We start from the raw sequence: 17,700 nt of genomic DNA, 5'->3' as shown, positions 1-17,700 counted from the left end.
ATTATATATTTTTTACAAAATTAAACGTATAAAAACTATATGAGTTTTACACATTTTAAACTTATGCTTAAACTTTAAAATCTATCTTACTCTTATCTACTTTAAATAACTTTTCTAATAATTCTAATACATCATTACCTTTTTTTCTTTCATTCTCTAAGAAAGTTAAAAAGAAATTTTTAGCTATATCATCATAAGTAAAAGTTTCACTTTTACTTTCAGCTTGTATGGGGGTGAAGGAGGGTTTATCGTTTTTGTTTTCATTTAAATCATCATTAGGAATTTTAGACAGTTCTTTTTCTTTAAGCTCTTTTGAAAAGTTTTGTAAAAAGTCTTCATACTCTTTTTTAAATTTTAAATACTCATCTTTAAATTCATCTAAGCTAAGGTTTGAGTTTAAAAGCTCTTTGTATCTTTGTAAAAAGTTAGATGCTTCATTTTGTAAGCTTAGATTATGTTCCTTGCTTAGAGCTAAATTTAAACTTAAGCCTATTATATCTAAGCTAGAGCTGTAAGAGCTAGTGCTTGAATTAAAATTTAGCTTGTTTGCATTCATAAAGCTAGTAAATTTCTCTAAGTCTTTCTTGCTTACACCCTTATCAAGTCCGTTAATTTTACCAAGAGTGGTGGTTTCACCCTCTACAAAAGGCGAATTTATAAGCTTAGAAGCAAAGAGTAAAAATACTCCTGCCTTTGATATGTTCTCATCTTTATTTGTATAAGCACTAAGGTCTAAAGTTGTATGGCTAAATAATATATCATTTTTGCTTGTTTCATTTAAGATAACAAGTTTTGTGCCTTTTTCTGCTATATAATCTCCCATACCCTGCCATTCTTTAAAATCATAGCCTTGTATGAAATTTAGACTTTTTTCATCGTATATAAAAGCTGCTGGAAAGGAGGCTAAGTCATCTTTTGTATAAAAAGTAAAATTATTTTTAGGAGCTATTTGAGTGAAAAGATTATAGATATTTTTAAGGCTTTGTGCTATATCAATAGAGCTAAAAGCTTTTAAATCAGAGCTAGAAAAACTATCTAGCAAATTTTCTATATCCTTTGCGTAAATTTTAAAGTCTTTTGGAAGTCCTGCTTTTTCATTAAAATCAGATGTAAAATACCCTTCCTTATCTACACCATATCCTAGAATTTCACTTATGGCTTGACTTTTGTCTTTGACTGTATTATTTAAACTTTCATTAGATGAGCTTAGTTTTTGAGGTTTTTTTCTAAACTCATTTATATGTTGAGATATTTGATTATGAGATAAAGAGCTGATACTTAAATTATTCATCTTTTATTCTTTTATTTTACAGAGTAATATTATTAAAAGCATATCGTCAAATTTTAAAAAAGATTTAGCAAAGTTACTAGCTCTTTCTTGCAAAATCGCATCTTTTGCAAATATCCTCTAGCAAGATGCCATTTCTAAAACCATCTTTTATATCTTGCACCCTTTTGCTCTGCAATATCAAATCCAAATCATCATAAAATATGTTTCCAAGCGATATAACACCGTCATAATCCATACAACAAGGTATCACAGTTCCATCGCTTAAAATTCCAAGTTGCTTAGAAAGCCCATAACAAGTGCCTTTATCTCGTTTGATTTTAGAAAAAGACCAGTCAAAAAGGCTTTTTTGATGAAGCACAACATAATCTTTTAGTTTGTTAAGTTTTTTGTTTTTGTCTATTTTTATATCAAATTCATTTTCTAAAGCTTCATAAAACAAAGTATTTTCGTCGGGGGGATTAAAATTTTTATCTAAATTCCATAGCCTTAAATTTATAAATTTTTTCTTAAAATCATATCTTAAAAACTCAAGCAATGGCGTAAAATATTCTAAAAAAGAAAGTCTTTTTTGGCTAAAAAATGAGGCTAGGGAAAAATTTACCTGCCTTATAATATCGCTTTTTTGCAAAAGCTTTGTTTTGCTGCTATCCAAATAAAAACCACTGCTCGTAATCTCTAGCTTCATGGAGTATTGTTTAGCAATAAGCATATAAGATTCTAAATCTTTTAAAAGTAAAGGATCTCCTAAAATATGAAAGGTAAAAATTCTAGCCCTTTTATGAACTTTTTTTGCTACAGTTTCAAAATTTCCTAAGCTCATCACGCCTCTTTTGCCCTTTTTGCTCGGGCAAAAAACGCAGTCAAGTCCGCAAATATCGCTTAATTCTATATATATTTTTTCAAACAAAACAGTTCCTAAAATGGCTCATCATTTTTATCTAAAAAATCACTTGTTTTGAAATTATCTCTTGCTAGAAATTTTATAAGTTTTTCTAATTCCTTACAGTATCTTTCATCGCTAAGATCCTTAACTATATCCTCATCTTCATTTATCAAGCACAAATTTTTATATAAAAAATTAAAAAAATCTTTCTTACTTAATTCCTTTTTAAGTCTTATACTTTTCTTGTCTAATGCATTTAGAGCCTGTTTTTTAAGTGCTTGTTTTAGTGAAGTTTGTTTTTGACGCGAAAAAAAACTATAATTTATCTTGCATATAGCAGATAAAAATTCATCGCTTCCTTTTAACTTGCTTAAATCTTTCATTTCAAGCTCTCTTATAAGCACATCTTCGTTTTTTGCATCTTGCAAAATTCTATTAAGCGTTTCTTTCATAATAAAAAAATTTTCATTACTGATTCTAAAAAAAATATCTTTATAATGTTTATTTTCATATAAAAATTTACAAAGTTCAGCTTCGGCTAATACAAAAACGGGCTTTTCTTTAAATATAGATATTTTTTCTTTTTTAGCTTTTTTTTGTGTCCTACTAAGATTCACAAAATCCCTAGATACATTTAGCAAATTTGAAACTAGAATTTCGTAGTGTTGTGCGATGAGCGGGTCTAGCTGAAAGCTAAATTCTTGCACTGCTTCCAAAGCTTTTTGCTTTTGAGTTATATTGCTTAAATCAAAATTTGATATAATGTGCCTTATGTAAAATTCAACAAATACATACCCCTTATCAAAAATTTCAAACACTTTTTTTTCTTGAGAGCTAAAAACAAGCTCGGCTACATCTTTTCCGCCACTTATAAAGCAAACCTTGCCTTCCATCTTAGCAAGACTTAGCAAAAAAGAAGAACGTGCAGCGGCTTTAAGCCCGGCTTCATCGCTATCAAAACAAAGCAAAACCTCCGCTTCAAGCCTTTTGATTATATTTATATGAGAAGGGGTCAAAGCTGTGCCTAATACGGCAACAGCATTGCAAAGCCCTATTCTATGAAAGGCTATAACATCTAAATAGCCCTCGCATATAATTATTTGCTTTTTTCTTTTTACTTCATCTCTTGCCAAATTAAGAGCATAGAAAATCCTTGATTTATCAAAAAGTATGTTTTGTGCTGAATTTATGTATTTTGCTCTATTTGAGCCATCTATTATCCTAGCTCCAAATCCTACTAAAAAGCCTTTTGCGTCATATATTGGAAAGGAAATTCTTTTAGAAAAAGCAGCATAGTAATTTTTATCCTCTCCAAGTTTTACAGCACCAACAGCTAATGCGTCGCTTAAAGGTATTTGTTCTTTTTTTAAAAGCTCTAAGGTCTCGCTTGAAGAAGGTGCAAAACCTAGTTCAAATTTCCTTATATCATCATCATTTAAAGACCTAGAATAAAGATAAGCTAGGGCTTCTTTATGTTTGACTAAGCAATCCTTGTAAAATGCGTTTAGCATTGGCAAAATATTTTTTAAATTTTTATTTGTTTTATACTCTTTACTATCTGTATAGCGTAAGGAAAAATTACTAAGATGTGCCACTTTTTCAACAGCTTCATTAAAGCTTATACGTTCATAATCTTGCACAAATTTAAATACATCTCCGCCAGCTTTGCAAGCAAAACAGTGGTAAAAACCCTTTATAGCACTTACACTCATACTTGGATTTTTGTCTTGATGAAATGGACAAACACCTACATAATTAGCCCCATTTTTTCTAAGCTCTACATAGCTAGATATTATATCTACTATATCAGCTCTTTGTCTAAGTTCTTCTATGCTTGACTTATCTATCATTAAGAAAAAAAGTCCTCTATGAGTTTGAAGCTTTCGTTATAATCATCACTTTTATTTACATTTTGTCTGAAACTAGCGGCGTTTTCATATCCTTTGCTATACTCGTGTAAGTGTTTTTTAAACATAGAAAGCCCTAATTTACTATGATGTTTCATCATAGCCTCAAAGTGAAAAAGTATAATTTCTTTTTTTAGCTCTTTAGAAACGGTTTTACCATTTTTAATCTCATAAAAAATCCAAGGTCTGCCAACACTAGCTCTTCCTATCATCAAAGCATCTGCTTTTGTGTGCTTAAAAACCTCATCTGCATTTTCAACATTTATATCACCATTTGCTACAAGAGGAATTTTTATAGCTTGTTTAGCTTTTTTTATAGCGTCATAATCAGCTTTTCCACTATACATTTGCTTAGCAGTTCTTGCATGTATGCTTATGTAATCCACTCCAGCTTGCTCACAAGCCTTTGCTATTTCTTGCACATTTTCCCTATCAAAACCAAGTCTTATTTTTACACTTGTGCTTTGCTTTTTACTATACTGTTTTATGAGTGCTAAGCAAGATTTTAATTCGTCTAAATCTCTAAGCAAAGATGAACCAGCATTTTGCTTTATAACTTTTTTTACAGGACAACCACAGTTAAAATCTATGCCGTCTATAAAATCAAAATCATTTAATATAAGCACTGCTTTTTTTAAAACTTCTTTATTTGATCCGGCAATTTGGACTATATAAGGCTTCTCAAGCTCATCTTTTTCAAGCATCTTAAGTGTTTTTTTGCTTTCATAAACAAGAGCATTCGAGCTTATCATCTCGCTTACAGTAACATCGGCTCCAAAATTCTTAACCACTGATCTAAAAGGCAGATCTGTAAAACCTGCCATAGGTGCTAAAAAAAGCGGTTTTTGCGAGAAATCTATCATTTTATAATGTCATATAAATTTATCTTGATATTGTGTTCTCTTGCCAAGATAGCTAATTTAAAATCATTGAATTTTTTATCATCTTTTATTTCAAGTTTTAACTCATCAAAAAGTGCTAATTCAGCTAAAACAAAGCAATAAGCTCTCTTTGCTTCGATATTGCTATCGCTAATCTTTTTAAAAAATGCTATGAGAGAATTCGGATCAAACTTCTTTACACAAGATTTTGCTACGCTTAGATACTCACCTTCGCTAAGTTCTGTGTCTGTTAATATATTCTCTAGCTTATCCAGCTCTACTGTAAAATTTTCCTCTTTTAATCTTTGTATGTATTGCTGGATAAATTCTTTATTTTTAGGGAGTTTTAAATTTGTTATTTGCTCCACTGTGCCAAATTGCATAACTGTTTTAAAAGCAAGATTATCAAGCTCATCTTCTAGTTCCTTTTTGTGTTTTATCCTATCATAAGCATAAGAAACATCGCTTAATATGTGATTTTTCTCATTTCTTAAAAACAATGCATTATCAAAACCTAATCTAAATTTCTTCAAATTTACTATTTTATCGTTATTAATATCCATAAGCAAATCTATAACTTCATTAAAGTGATTTAAATTATGAATCTTTTCTAGTTTTTTCATAGACAAGCAAAGCTCTGCAGCACGTTTAAATTCACTAGTTTTAAAATTTGGTTTTGGATTCTTTTCAAGCAAAACATCGCACACAAAATCTTCAAATTTAGCAGAATCTTTAAAGAAATTTTTATATTTTATATATCTTAAAAAACCGTAAAAACTCATATGCAAAAGGGCAAATACAAACAAAATAAAAGCTGGTAACACAACCCAAAAAGCTACAGAAAAAGTATAAGAAAAAGATGCAATTTCTAAAGTGTAAGGATCAGAATTTATATGAAAAACAAAAGCACCCAAAATAACAAAATACAACACGCAAGAAAAAATAAATAATCTTATCTTCATAAAAATCTCCTCATTTATGATACGGATGTTTTTTAATTATACAAAAGCCTCTATAAATCTGCTCTAAAAGGACAAGCTTAGCAAGACTATGTGCTAATGTTAGTTTGCTTAAGGACAAAGTAAAATCACAGTTTTTAAGAAAATTTTCGCTAAAACCGTAAGCCCCTGCTATAAAAAAACTTATCACAGCTTTTGAGTCTAAAAGTTGTGAAAAATCTTTACTATCAAGCTCTTTGCCTTTTTCATCTAAGGCTATATTAAAGCCTTTTTTAAGAGGCAAAAAAAGCTCCTCATAACTCTTTTGTGCTAAATTTAAGCTCTGTTTTTGGGCTTGTGAAATTTTTGAATTAAAAAAAGTATAATCCTTAAGTTCAGCATACGCACTTATTAGCTTCACATATCTTGCTTTAGCCTCTTCTAAATCTTTAGCTTTTTGTATAGAATTTATATAAATTTGCAAAATAATCCCTATGTAAAGAATTTCAAAAAATCGCCTAGGTATTTTCTTTGTTCGCTTCTAGGAGTTATGGCGTCTATCAAGCCGTGCTTTAGCAAAAATTCAGCAGTTTGAAAACCTTCTGGTAAATCGGCTCCTATGGTTTGTTTTATTACTCTAGCTCCTGCAAATCCTATCAAAGCTCCCGGTTCTGCTATTATCAAATCTCCTAAAAAAGCAAAAGACGCAGATACGCCGCCCAAGGTAGGATGAGTTAAAATACTTATATAAGGCAATTTATCCTGTGCTAAAAGCTTTAAAGCTGCACTTGTTTTGCTCATTTGCATTAAAGAAAAGGTGCTTTCTTGCATTCTAGCACCTCCAGAAGCCGATATTATAATAAGAGGTGTTTTTTTAGATCTTGCTCTTTGAGTTGCTCTAACTATTTTCTCTCCCTCAACCGAGGCTAAAGAACCACCCATAAAAGAAAAATCAAAAACTACAATCTGTGTTTTTATGCCACCTATAACGCATTCGCCGCTAATGGCTGAACTTTTTTTGTTTGTCTTTGCTTCTGCTTCACTTAATCTTTTTTTGTATGACTTGCTATCTACGAATTTAAGAGGATCTACAGCTTCTAAATTAGCGTCATATTCCACAAAAGAGCCCTCATCGCACAAAAGTGCTATTCTATCCATAGGAGAAATTCTCATATGAAATCCACATTTTGGACAGACATTTAAATTTAACTGAATTTCTTTATCATACATAAGTGCAAAGCAGCTATCGCACTTCACCCAATGATTAGGGGCGTCTTTTGGACTTGACTGTTTGCGTCTAATCCCTGAAAACATATCTAAAAAATTCATATCAAAACCTTTTTTATGAAAAATGAAATATTTTACTACAATTAAAAAAATCTTAGCTTAAAATCTTGTTCCTATTGTAAATTCAAAAGTGCTAATTTCATCTCCTGGTTTTGGATTTAAAGGTTTTGCAAAGACTAGCTGTAAAGGACCAAAAGGAGTTATCCACTCTATAGAAAGACCCGTGCTATACCTGTGTTTGCTTTTATGCACATCCAAAACTTCTCTACCTATTGCACCGTAGTCAAAAAACAAAGCTCCTCTTAACTTAATCCTATCTATCAAAGGAAAAGAAAGCTCTGCTGAATTTGTAAAAGCTATAGTTCCGCCCTCTTCATAACCGTATATATTTTTAGGGCTTAAGGTTCTATTTTCAAAACCTCTAACAGAACCTATCCCGCCCAAGAAAAATCTTTGATTTATAGGTAAATTTCCCATATCCCAAGTTTTATAGAAATTTGCTTTATACCTGTAAATCAAATCTATTCCTATAAAATCCTTAAGTCCTTGATAAAAGTTAAAAGATGTAGATGATGTTAAAAATCTCTGATCCCCTCCAACACCAGCCACTTCAAGACTGGTAGAGGCTATTATACCCTTGCGTGGCAAATAGTAATCATCTGTATTATTAAAAGATATATAAGGCGTTACAGAGCTTTTTATAGTTTTTCCTAGCTCATATCCTGTTAAAATAAGCTCTTGACTAAGCGAGTATATATCATTTTGCTCTAAATTATAAGAAAATCCTGCAGAAAAATATCTGGCAAATCTTCTGCCTATATTTATTTCCCCACCATAAATTCTATCGCTATAGTTATCCCAAGTATATTGATTGGCATATAAACTGCCTCCTAAACTATAATCACTATCTGCTAGACGCGGGTTTGTAAGCCCTATTCTACCCATCAAGTATGTATAAGACTTATCAACGCTTACTATACTTCTCATACCAGAACCAAGAAGGTTATTATCGCTATAAGAAGCGTTTAATAAAAGTCCGTCAGCTGAGCTAAAACCAACACCACCGCTAATCGCTCCAGTCGCAGCCTCTTTAACCTCTACAATAAGGTCTATTTGAGATGAATTTATCCTTTTTTCCTCAAATTTAACATCATCAAAATAAGATGTTCTTTTAAGTGCGTTTATAGATTCTGACAAATCATCCTTGTGATATAAGTTACCTTCTGTTACATAAAGCTCTCTTCTGATAACTCTATCCACAGTTCTTGTATTTCCCTTAATAATAACATCTCTAATATAAACCTTATCATTTGGTATAACTCTAAAAACTATGCTAGCTTCAGCATTTATCTCATCTTTTTGTATATCAGGATAAACCTGTGCAAATGCATAACCTAAATTTGCAGTATCAGTTTGTATATAATTTATATCTGCTCTTATTTTTTCTATGTCTGCAACATCTCCAACTTCACTTTGCAAAGACTGTATTTTTTTATCGTTCTCTTCCTCGCTAAATACTGGATTTTCTATCTTTATACTTGAAATTTTATAAACCCGCCCTTCTTTTATGAAAAATGACAAATCAGCTATGTATTTTCTAGAATCTACCCTAAGTGCGGCTGGAGAGACTTCAACATCTAAAAATCCTTCTTTCATATATTCATCAGCGACTCTAGAGCTATCATTTGGCAACTCAAAGATATTAAGCTTTCCGTCATTTCTTCCCCACATCCAGCCCATAAATTCGCGTTTTTTATTGACTAAAGAAGGCTCTACATCAGAGTAAGAAAGTTCTTTTGCTCCGGATAAAATCACATTTTCTATGATTATATTTTCACCACGATTTACCAAAAAATTTACTTGCAAGGCATCAGAATCGCCTAAATTTTCTTTGTTAAATTCTACTACAGTATCAAAATAACCCTTTGATTCGTAGTATAGCTTTATCCTTTGTGAAGCTTCTTTTAAGCTATATTCATCATAAAGCGTTCCCTTTTTTATACCTAAAATAGTATCTATTTGCTTTCTATCATTAGATGAAACGCCTGTTATATCAATCCTAGCAATAACTTGTCTTTGCTTTACACGGAATATAAGACTACTTCCTTCTTGCTCAACTTCTATATCGCTAAAATAATTTTGTTTATATAAATTTAATATAGCATCATTTATCTTTTCTTCACTAATTTCATCTCCTATTTTAAGACCACTAAGTGCTATAGCACTTTCCTGTGATATATGAGTAAGCCCCTCAAAACTTATAGAGCTTATTTGCAAAGAATAAGATAAGGTTAATGTAAATACTAATGCAAATATATTTTTTTTCATTATTTTCCAATTTTTTTTATAACAAAAACTTGTATAATAACTAAGATTTTTTAACTTAAGGTTATTTGGAGGTAAAAGCTTATGAAAGTAGCTATAATAGGTCTTGGGCTAATAGGTGGCTCTCTTGGACTTTGCTTAAAAGAAAATAAACTTATAAGCACTGTATATGGTCTTGATTCAAATAAAGAACACGAAAAAGAAGCTCTAAGCTTAGGACTCATACACGAACTCATAGACTTTAATGATCTTGGAAGCTGTGATATAATCTTCATAGCAGTTCCAGTCGATGCTATAATTACAATCTTGCAAAATTTAACAAACCTTCCTTCAAATACCACAGTTATAGAGCTTGGCAGCACAAAAAGAAAGATAGTAGAAAGCCTACCAAAGAGCTTGATTAAACAGACTATTTTTGCACATCCTATGGCAGGAACAGAAAATAGCGGTCCAAGTGCAGCCCTTAAAGACCTCTACACAGACGCCGTTTGTGTCCTTTGCGATAGTGAAGTAGCTGATGATTTGCACCAAAAAAGAGCTGTTGAACTGTTTTCAAATTTAAGAATGCGTATAATATTTATGGATAGCATATCTCACGATGAACACAGTGCCATAATATCTCATTTACCGCACGCCATAAGTTTTTCTCTAGCAAATTATGTAATGAATAAAGAAGATAGAAGAAATATAGCATATCTTGGAGGTCCATCCTTTAAAGGAATGTCTCGTCTTGCAAAATCAAATCCAGCTATGTGGGTTAGTATATTCGAGCAAAACAAGGAAAATATAATATCTAGCATAGAATTTTTTCAAAAAGAGCTAGAGTATTGCAAACAAATGATAAAAAATTCTAAAACAAAAGAGCTTGATGAATGGATGAAAAAAGCAAACTGTTTAAGAAATATATTATAAATTATTATAGCATTTACTAAAAATAGTTAGAATTTTAGTAAATGAAAGGAATAAAAATTTTATGTTTAAGACTAGACGAAAAAAAAGAAGATATTTATATTATTTTATTTTTATCTTTGTCGTAGTGATTTTATTTTATTCCTTTAGTAAATTTGAAGTCTTTGAAAAAGAAGAGCCTATCATACACGCTTCTAATACAGTTTTTACAAATCCAAATGAAGATTTAAATATAAAAATTACAGATGAAAGTTCAGGAATCAGCAATATATCAATAACATTAAAGCTAGACTCAAATGATAGCGGAGTTACCATAAGCAAACAAAGCATAAATAAAGAAAAAGAGCTAAATATAAGATTAAAACTAAGCGAAATTTTGCCAAAAAATAGCGGAAAATACTATGTTTTAAGAGTAGAGGCTAAAGATAGCTCTTATTGGAATTTCTTAAGAGGAAATATAGCAACAAAAGATATAGTGATAGTATTAGACAGCAAAAAACCTCTGGTAAATGTAATATCACATTCGCCATATATAGAAAAAGGTGGTGCTGCAGCAGTAGTTTTTAGAGCTAGAGATGACAATTTAGCTGAAGTTTATATAGAAGACAATGAAGGTAGAAAATTTATAGCTAAAAAATACCTAAAAGACAGTTTCTATGCTGCTTTAATAGCTTGGGATCCTAGAAAAAAAGATTTCTCGGCAAATGTTGTAGCAAAAGACAAGGCAAAAAATATAACAAAAGAAAGAATAAAATTTATCGTGCAAGATAGACAGTATAGAATTTCAAACATAGCCTTAAAAGACAGTTTTTTAGACGGAAAAATAAAAAGCTTAACCCAGCAGTATTCTCCTGAAGGTAGCGATTTTAATAGACTTGAAAGCTTTAAATTTATAAATGAAACATTAAGAAATTCTAATGAAAAATTAATACACGAACTAAGCTCTAAAATACCGGAAAATGAACTTAAAAATTTCAAACTAAGTCCATTTTTGCCTCTAAAAAATTCTGCTAAAGTCGCTGATTTCGCAGATCATAGATTTTACTCGTATGAAAATGAAGCTGTCTCAAACTCGCACCATTTAGGGCTTGATTTAGCAAGCGTAGCACAAGCTCCTATAATAAGTAGCAATGAAGGCTCTGTTGTATTTGCTGGAGAAAATGGAATTTATGGCTTAAATATTCTAATTTATCACGGTTTTGGTCTTTATAGCCTTTATGGACACTGCACTAACTCTTATGTTCAACTTCACGATGAGGTTAAAAAAGGCGATGAAATAGCGACTACAGGGATTAGCGGTCTTGCTTTGGGAGATCACTTACACTTTGGTATCTTAGTGCAAGGAATAGAAACAAGACCAGAACAGTGGCAAGATAGAAAATGGTTGCAAACTCATATACATCAAGTTTTAGACAACGGTTCAAAGTATATTTTAGGTAGGTAAAGTATGAAACAAGTTAGCATAGCAAAACCTGTTAAAGGAGTTGGGATAGGGTTACACAAAGGAGAACCAATAGAAATAACCCTTGAGCCAATGGAGGCAAATTCCGGTATAGTGTTTTTTAGAAGCGATTTAAACGCTACTTACAAAGCCGATGTTTCAAATGTGATCAATACACAAATGGCAACGGTTATAGGAGATAAGAGAGGTTTTGTATCAACTATAGAGCATTTGATGAGTGCCATAAATGCTTATGGCATAGATAATATACGCATAGTTTTAAACGCAAATGAAGCACCTATAATGGACGGAAGCAGTATAAGCTTTTGTATGATGCTTGATGAAGCTGGTTTAAAAGAGCTTGACGCACCAAAAAAAATAATGCTTATAAAAAAGCCTGTAGAAGTTAGAGATAAAGATAAATTTGTAAGGCTTACACCTACCAAAATGCCTCGTATTAACTATACTATCAAATTTGACAATGCCATAATAGGTGAGCAAAGTTATAATTTTGAATTTAGCAAAAAAAATTATATAGAAGAAATAGCTCGTGCTAGAACCTTTGGTTTTTTAAAAGATGTAAATATGCTAAGAGCTATGAATTTAGGGCTTGGCGGTAGTTTAGAAAATGCTATCATACTAGATGATAATAAGATACTAAACCCTGAAGGGCTAAGATTTAAAGATGAATTTGTTAGACATAAAATTTTAGATGCTATTGGAGATTTAACCCTTCTTGGATACAGAGTATTTGGGGATTACACATCTTATGCAGGAAGCCATCATCTAAACCATTTATTAACAAAAGAGGTTTTAAAAGATCCAAGTGCTTATGAAATAGTAAGCGTTGAAAAAGAATATGAAAAAACTTACGAAAAGGTTTTTGCATAAAAGAAGTTAAATTGCTTTTAAATGCTATATCAAAGCCCATTATGATAGGGCTTTATGAAGATGATATGCTGATAAAAGAATATAAAAGCGAACAAAAATCAAGTGAAATTTTGCCTATTTTTTTAAATGAAATTCTTAAAAATTATAGCTTAAAAGCTCTTTTTTATGCCAATGGTCCCGGCTCTTATATGGGTATAAAGCTTAGTTTTTTAAGTCTAAAAACCTTAAGTATAGTTCTTAATATACCGCTTTTTGCCATAAGTGCCTTTGAGCTAAATGGATACGGTGCGATAAGTGCAAATAAAGGGCTTTGTTTTGTGTATGAAAATTCAAAGATAAGCCTTAAAAAAACAGATAGCAAGGAATTTTTTTTACCAAAAAATTTAAGTAGTTTGAAGGTAGAAAAAGACAATCTACCTTTTTATTTTTTAGATGTAATTTAGGATATAAAATGCAAATAATAGTTCCGGCAACGAGTGCAAATTTAGGACCGGGTTTTGACTGTTTAGGTCTTAGCCTTAAATTTTTTAATAAAATAAGCATAAAAAGAAGCAAGATTTCTAGCATAAGCATAAGTGGAGAAGGCGAGAAAAATATCTTTTTAAGAAAAAACAATAGCTTTGTTAGAATATTCAACGAAAACTATAGCAAACTACTTGGCAAACAAGAAAATTTTAGCTTTAAATTTGAAAATCAAATTCCTATTTCAAGGGGTCTTGGTAGCTCATCAGCAGTGATAGTATCAGCCATAGCAAGTGCTTATTTTATGGCTGATAAAAACGTAGATAAAACAACAATTTTAAATGAGGCACTAAAATACGAAAGCCATCCGGATAATATAGCTCCTGCAAGTCTTGGCGGCTTTGTCTGCTCCTTGGTAGAAAAAGGGAAGGTTTTAAGCATAAAAAAAGAAATAGACAAAGACTTAAAAGCTGTGCTAGTGATACCAAATAAAATTATGAAAACAGAACAAAGCAGATCGGTTTTACCTAAAAAAATCAGTTTTGATGATGCGGTTTTTAATTTATCGCATTCTTCTTTTTTAACCGCTTGTTTTTTGGAAAAAAAATATGAGCTTTTAAGAGAGGCTAGCAAAGATAGATTGCATCAAGATAAGCGTATGAAAAATTACGATGTGCTTTTTGAAGTGCAAGAATTAGCACTAAAAAACAATGCTCTTTTAAGCACCCTATCTGGTTCAGGCTCTAGTTTTCTTAACATAACATACAAAGATGATGCAGAGCTTTTAAGTCAAAAACTTAAAGATAAATTTAAAAATTTTGTAGTTAAAATACTAGAATTTGATGACAAAGGTTTTGAATTTTTGTAAAAATCAAGGAAAAAAAGATATAATTTTGAAAAGAAATCACACCGCAATTAGAATGTGCATAGTTTGCAAACAGAGATTTGAGCAAAAAAAATTGTTTAGATTTTGGTTAGAAAATGGTGCTGCAATTTTAAATTCAAAAAAAGGACGAAGTCTTTATATGTGCGAAAACTGTCTTAAAACAAATGATTTTAAGACTAAAAAAAAGACACTTGCAAGATACGGAGTGAAAAATAGCGAACAAGAATTAAAGGAGATGTTTTTAAATGGCTAAGGTTAGAATTCATGAAATTGCCAAAGATAGTGGCTTTGAAAGCAAAGATGTTTTAGCAAAAGCACGCGAACTTGGCATAGATGTAAAAACAGCCTCATCTTCAGTAGATGAAGAGGTAGCTGCTGCTATATATGAATATTTACAAACAAACAAAATACCAGAAGCTTTTGCCAAAAAAGAAAGCAAGAGCAAAAGCAAAAAAGAAGTTGTTGCCAAAAATGAAAAACAAGTAAAAAATGAAGAAAAAATCACCGCTAAAAAAGAAAATAAAAAAGAACCTAAAGAAGAAACAACAAACAAAAAAGAAGAAAATAAAGATGAGATAGAAGAAACACAACCTCAAACAAGCATTAGAAGAGGTCTTGTTATAGTTAAAAAGAAAAATAATTCAAACACTAATATTCAAAACGAAACAAAACAAGAGCAAAAGACAGTAAAAAGCATAGATCTTAAAGATATGTTTTCAAACGCTCAAGATGAAAATCTAAGCAAAAAGGTAAAGAAAAAAGATAAAAAGCAAGTTGCACAAAGCAAAAAAGAAAACGCACAAAAAGTTGATATACTCGGCAATAAAGATTTTGCTGATATATCCTTAGATGATGAAGATATAGTAGTCTTACCAGAATTTAGCACAAAGATAGAGCAAAACACGCAAAGCATTCAAAATAAAAAACAACCAAGCCTTTTAAGACAATCATTTACTAAATTTACTGAAAATTCCATACAAAGAAGAGCTAGGAAAAAAGCTCCTAAAAAAGTAGAAAAAAAAGAAAATTTAGAAGTAAAAAGCGTGGAAATTCCAAAAGAAATTCGCGTTTATGAATTTGCTGACAAGCTAGGAAAAAATACAAGCGAAATAATCTCTAAGCTTTTTATGCTAGGTATGATGACTACTAAAAATGATTTTTTAGATGAGGATGCTATAGAAATTTTAGCTTCTGAATTTGGGGTGGAAGTTAATATAATAGACGAATCGGACGAATTTGACTATGTTAAAGATTATGATAAAGAGCTTTTAAATGATGGTGATTTAAGCCCAAGAGCACCTGTTATAACTATAATGGGGCATGTTGATCACGGAAAAACTTCATTGCTTGACTATATAAGAAAATCTCGCATTGTAAGTGCTGAAGCAGGAGGCATAACTCAACACGTTGGTGCTTATATGGTGGAAAAAAACAAAAGAAAAATTACCTTTATAGATACTCCGGGACACGAAGCTTTCACAGCTATGAGAGCTAGAGGAGCTAGTATAACGGACATAGTTATAATAGTAGTAGCAGCAGATGATGGAGTAAAACCACAAACTAAAGAAGCCATAAATCACGCAAAAGCAGCGTCTGTGCCTATCATAATAGCAATAAACAAGATAGACAAAGAAGGTGCAAATGTAGATATGGTAAAGACTCAATTAGCAGAACTTGATATAGTGCCGACAGAATGGGGCGGGTCTTATGAATTTGTAAATGTTTCTGCAAAACAAGGCACCGGTGTTGATGATCTTTTAGAGCTTGTTCTTTTACAAGCCGATATTTTAGAATTAAAAGCAAATTCTAAAGCAAGAGCAAAGGCTAGCATAGTCGAAAGTTCGGTTCAAAAAGGTAGAGGAGCGGTAGCAACTGTAATAGTGCAAAATGGGACATTAAAAGTAGGTAGCACAGTAGTAGCTGGAGTATCTTATGGAAAAATTCGTGCCTTGTGTGATGATACAGGCAAGGCTTTAAAAGAAATAAAACCAGGGGAATGCGGCGTTATAATAGGGCTTAGTGAGATAGCAAGTGCAGGAGAAACTTTAATAGCAGTTCAAAGCGACAAAGAAGCAAGAGAATATGCTGCAAAAAGATATGAATACAACCGTCAAAAAGAGCTTAGTAAATCTACAAAAGTAAGCTTAGATGAATTAAGCACAAAAATAAAAGAAGGAAATTTAAAATCACTACCTGTGATACTAAAAGCCGATGTGCAAGGTTCGCTTGAAGCTATAAAAGCAAGTCTTGAAAAGCTTAAAAACGATGAAATCAAGGTAAATATAATACACAGCGGCGTTGGAGGCATTACTCAAAGCGATATAGAGCTTGCAAGTGCTAGTGAAAATTCAGTTGTCTTAGGCTTTAATGTCCGTCCAACTGGCGAAATAAAGGAAAAAGCTAAAGATAAAGGTGTTGAAATAAAAACATATAATGTAATCTATAATCTAATCGATGATGTAAAAGCACTTTTAAGCGGTCTTATGAGTCCTATTATAACAGAAGAACAGTTAGGTCAAGCCGAGATAAGACAAGTTATTTCTGTGCCAAAAATAGGACTAATAGCCGGTTGTATGGTTAGCGATGGGGTGATAAACAGAGGAGCTAAAATAAGGCTTATAAGAGACGGTGTTGTAATTTTTGAAGGAAATGTAAGCTCTTTAAAAAGATTTAAAGATGATGTAAAAGAGGTAGCAAAAGGCTATGAATGCGGTGTTGGCATAGAGGGCTGCACGGATATGAAAGTCGGTGATTATATAGAAAGCTACAAAGAAATTTCACAAATGGCTAGTATATGAATGATGTAAAGGTGCTTAGAACACAGTCTGTATTAAAAGAGCTTATACCAGAAGCTTTAGCCTCGTTAGATGATGAGGACTTAAAAAATTTATGCGTGATAGATGTAGAATGCAGAAAAGGCAGATACGATGCTTTTGTATTTCTAGATAAAATGCATTTTAACTTGGCAGAACAAGAAAAGATTTTAAATAAATTAAAAAAAGCAGCCCGAGCCTTGCAAAACTACTGTATGGCGGAGCAAGGCTGGTATAAAGCACCTAATTTACACTTCAAATTTGATGATAGTTTAGAGCAGCAAAACCGTATAGATGAGCTTTTCGAGAAAATAAAGGCAAAAAAATGAATTTAGAAGCTTTATGTGCTGAAGTTGGACTTGATTTTTATGACGATGAGCTAGTAAGCGAAAATGGCAGAAAGATTTATAGAGTGTATGTCAGCAAACAAGGCGGGGTCTCTTTAGATGACTGTGCTAAACTTAGTGAAATTTTATCTCCTATTTTAGATATAGAATCGCCCGTAAGCACAGAATACAGCTTAGAAGTCTCATCAACTGGGCTTGAAAGAAAGCTTTCTAAGCTAAAACATTTTGAAAAAAGTATAGGTGAGCTTGTGAGTATAAGCACTATTTCAAAAGAAAAATTTCAAGGAAAGCTTGTAAGTGTAAAAGACGGACTTTTAACATTGCAAAACAGTGAGGGAAAGATAGAGCTAAATTTCAATGATATAAAAAAGGCAAAAACCTTTGTCATTTGGGATTAAACTAGGCAAAATAAACTACAAATTTTAAAGCAATTTATAAA

17 protein-coding genes are annotated in these 17,700 nt (G+C 31.6%); 9 read left to right on the top strand and 8 right to left on the bottom strand.

Annotated elements, in window-relative coordinates:
* Positions 1-67 precede the first annotated feature (67 nt).
* The 8 genes from Q0J35_RS04445 to bamA form a co-directional block, all read right to left on the bottom strand.
* Positions 68-1,291 carry a Cj0814 family flagellar-dependent secreted protein gene (locus Q0J35_RS04445; protein ID WP_297193502.1) on the bottom strand — a complete coding sequence of 408 codons (1,224 nt, stop codon included), beginning with the start codon at positions 1,289-1,291 and terminating at the stop codon, positions 68-70.
* Between the two features lie 76 nt (positions 1,292-1,367).
* The gene (locus Q0J35_RS04440) at positions 1,368-2,198 is read right to left on the bottom strand and encodes a radical SAM/SPASM domain-containing protein (protein ID WP_297193501.1); all 831 of its coding nucleotides are present in this window, start codon (positions 2,196-2,198) and stop codon (positions 1,368-1,370) included.
* Between the two features lie 8 nt (positions 2,199-2,206).
* Complete coding sequence (gene dnaG, locus Q0J35_RS04435) at positions 2,207-4,024, bottom strand: DNA primase (protein ID WP_297193500.1); 1,818 nt, start codon at positions 4,022-4,024, stop codon at positions 2,207-2,209.
* Positions 4,024-4,944 carry a tRNA-dihydrouridine synthase gene (locus Q0J35_RS04430; RefSeq protein WP_297193497.1) on the bottom strand — a complete coding sequence of 307 codons (921 nt, stop codon included), beginning with the start codon at positions 4,942-4,944 and terminating at the stop codon, positions 4,024-4,026. Before Q0J35_RS04430 ends, dnaG begins: the two co-directional genes overlap by 1 nt.
* Positions 4,941-5,924, bottom strand: a complete 984-nt coding sequence (locus tag Q0J35_RS04425; protein ID WP_297193495.1) for a hypothetical protein — start codon at positions 5,922-5,924, stop codon at positions 4,941-4,943. The genes Q0J35_RS04430 and Q0J35_RS04425 overlap by 4 nt, the downstream gene beginning before the upstream one ends.
* A gap of 10 nt (positions 5,925-5,934) precedes the next feature.
* Positions 5,935-6,384, bottom strand: coding sequence for a 23S rRNA (pseudouridine(1915)-N(3))-methyltransferase RlmH (locus Q0J35_RS04420; protein ID WP_297193493.1), 450 nt, complete (start codon positions 6,382-6,384; stop codon positions 5,935-5,937).
* An 8-nt stretch (positions 6,385-6,392) separates the two neighbouring features.
* Entirely contained in the window at positions 6,393-7,229 is an 837-nt protein-coding gene (gene accD, locus Q0J35_RS04415; RefSeq protein ID WP_297193491.1) for an acetyl-CoA carboxylase, carboxyltransferase subunit beta, read from the bottom strand.
* Positions 7,230-7,286: 57 nt separating this feature from the next.
* Positions 7,287-9,515: an outer membrane protein assembly factor BamA gene (gene bamA / locus Q0J35_RS04410; RefSeq protein ID WP_297193489.1), complete on the bottom strand. Its 2,229-nt coding sequence runs from the start codon at positions 9,513-9,515 to the stop codon at positions 7,287-7,289.
* An 81-nt stretch (positions 9,516-9,596) separates the two neighbouring features.
* On the opposite strand from bamA, the gene Q0J35_RS04405 reads away from it, so the two are divergent.
* The 9 genes from Q0J35_RS04405 to rimP all read left to right on the top strand — a co-directional run bounded on the left by Q0J35_RS04405 (position 9,597) and on the right by rimP (position 17,659).
* Entirely contained in the window at positions 9,597-10,424 is an 828-nt protein-coding gene (locus tag Q0J35_RS04405) for a prephenate dehydrogenase (protein WP_297193487.1), read from the top strand.
* Positions 10,425-10,485: 61 nt separating this feature from the next.
* On the top strand, positions 10,486-11,865 hold the full coding sequence (locus Q0J35_RS04400) for a M23 family metallopeptidase (RefSeq protein WP_297193485.1): 1,380 nt from the start codon (positions 10,486-10,488) through the stop codon (positions 11,863-11,865).
* 3 nt (positions 11,866-11,868) lie between these two features.
* Positions 11,869-12,753 (top strand): UDP-3-O-acyl-N-acetylglucosamine deacetylase, encoded by an 885-nt coding sequence (gene lpxC, locus Q0J35_RS04395; RefSeq protein ID WP_297193483.1) that lies wholly within the window; start codon positions 11,869-11,871, stop codon positions 12,751-12,753.
* A 41-nt stretch (positions 12,754-12,794) separates the two neighbouring features.
* The gene (locus Q0J35_RS04390) at positions 12,795-13,196 is read left to right on the top strand and encodes a tRNA threonylcarbamoyladenosine biosynthesis protein TsaB (RefSeq protein WP_297193577.1); all 402 of its coding nucleotides are present in this window, start codon (positions 12,795-12,797) and stop codon (positions 13,194-13,196) included.
* A gap of 8 nt (positions 13,197-13,204) precedes the next feature.
* Positions 13,205-14,083 carry a homoserine kinase gene (gene thrB / locus Q0J35_RS04385; protein ID WP_297193481.1) on the top strand — a complete coding sequence of 293 codons (879 nt, stop codon included), beginning with the start codon at positions 13,205-13,207 and terminating at the stop codon, positions 14,081-14,083.
* Positions 14,084-14,108: 25 nt separating this feature from the next.
* Entirely contained in the window at positions 14,109-14,354 is a 246-nt protein-coding gene (locus Q0J35_RS04380) for a DUF448 domain-containing protein (RefSeq protein ID WP_297193479.1), read from the top strand.
* Positions 14,347-16,899, top strand: coding sequence for a translation initiation factor IF-2 (gene infB / locus Q0J35_RS04375; protein ID WP_297193477.1), 2,553 nt, complete (start codon positions 14,347-14,349; stop codon positions 16,897-16,899). Before Q0J35_RS04380 ends, infB begins: the two co-directional genes overlap by 8 nt.
* Positions 16,896-17,243: a 30S ribosome-binding factor RbfA gene (gene rbfA, locus Q0J35_RS04370; RefSeq protein WP_297193475.1), complete on the top strand. Its 348-nt coding sequence runs from the start codon at positions 16,896-16,898 to the stop codon at positions 17,241-17,243. The genes infB and rbfA overlap by 4 nt, the downstream gene beginning before the upstream one ends.
* Entirely contained in the window at positions 17,240-17,659 is a 420-nt protein-coding gene (rimP, locus tag Q0J35_RS04365) for a ribosome maturation factor RimP (RefSeq protein WP_297193473.1), read from the top strand. Before rbfA ends, rimP begins: the two co-directional genes overlap by 4 nt.
* Positions 17,660-17,700 lie beyond the last annotated feature (41 nt).

This window comes from uncultured Campylobacter sp. (assembly GCF_944323605.1).
GTDB lineage: Bacteria > Campylobacterota > Campylobacteria > Campylobacterales > Campylobacteraceae > Campylobacter_D.
Note: the sequence above shows the minus strand (reverse complement) of the source record. Positions and strands in the feature narration are given on the sequence as shown.

Bases quoted from the DNA above. Each gene is read 5' to 3' on its own strand.
- rimP (WP_297193473.1), top strand. From the start codon at position 17,240: ATGAATTTAGAAGCTTTATGTGCTGAAGTTGGACTTGATTTTTATGAC.
- Q0J35_RS04430 (WP_297193497.1), bottom strand. From the start codon at position 4,944: ATGATAGATTTCTCGCAAAAACCGCTTTTTTTAGCACCTATGGCAGGT.
- Q0J35_RS04425 (WP_297193495.1), bottom strand. From the start codon at position 5,924: ATGAAGATAAGATTATTTATTTTTTCTTGCGTGTTGTATTTTGTTATT.
- bamA (WP_297193489.1), bottom strand. From the start codon at position 9,515: ATGAAAAAAAATATATTTGCATTAGTATTTACATTAACCTTATCTTAT.
- lpxC (WP_297193483.1), top strand. From the start codon at position 11,869: ATGAAACAAGTTAGCATAGCAAAACCTGTTAAAGGAGTTGGGATAGGG.
- accD (WP_297193491.1), bottom strand. From the start codon at position 7,229: ATGAATTTTTTAGATATGTTTTCAGGGATTAGACGCAAACAGTCAAGT.
- Q0J35_RS04390 (WP_297193577.1), top strand. From the start codon at position 12,795: ATGATAGGGCTTTATGAAGATGATATGCTGATAAAAGAATATAAAAGC.
- rbfA (WP_297193475.1), top strand. From the start codon at position 16,896: ATGAATGATGTAAAGGTGCTTAGAACACAGTCTGTATTAAAAGAGCTT.
- dnaG (WP_297193500.1), bottom strand. From the start codon at position 4,024: ATGATAGATAAGTCAAGCATAGAAGAACTTAGACAAAGAGCTGATATA.
- Q0J35_RS04445 (WP_297193502.1), bottom strand. From the start codon at position 1,291: ATGAATAATTTAAGTATCAGCTCTTTATCTCATAATCAAATATCTCAA.
- thrB (WP_297193481.1), top strand. From the start codon at position 13,205: ATGCAAATAATAGTTCCGGCAACGAGTGCAAATTTAGGACCGGGTTTT.
- Q0J35_RS04400 (WP_297193485.1), top strand. From the start codon at position 10,486: ATGTTTAAGACTAGACGAAAAAAAAGAAGATATTTATATTATTTTATT.
- Q0J35_RS04405 (WP_297193487.1), top strand. From the start codon at position 9,597: ATGAAAGTAGCTATAATAGGTCTTGGGCTAATAGGTGGCTCTCTTGGA.
- infB (WP_297193477.1), top strand. From the start codon at position 14,347: ATGGCTAAGGTTAGAATTCATGAAATTGCCAAAGATAGTGGCTTTGAA.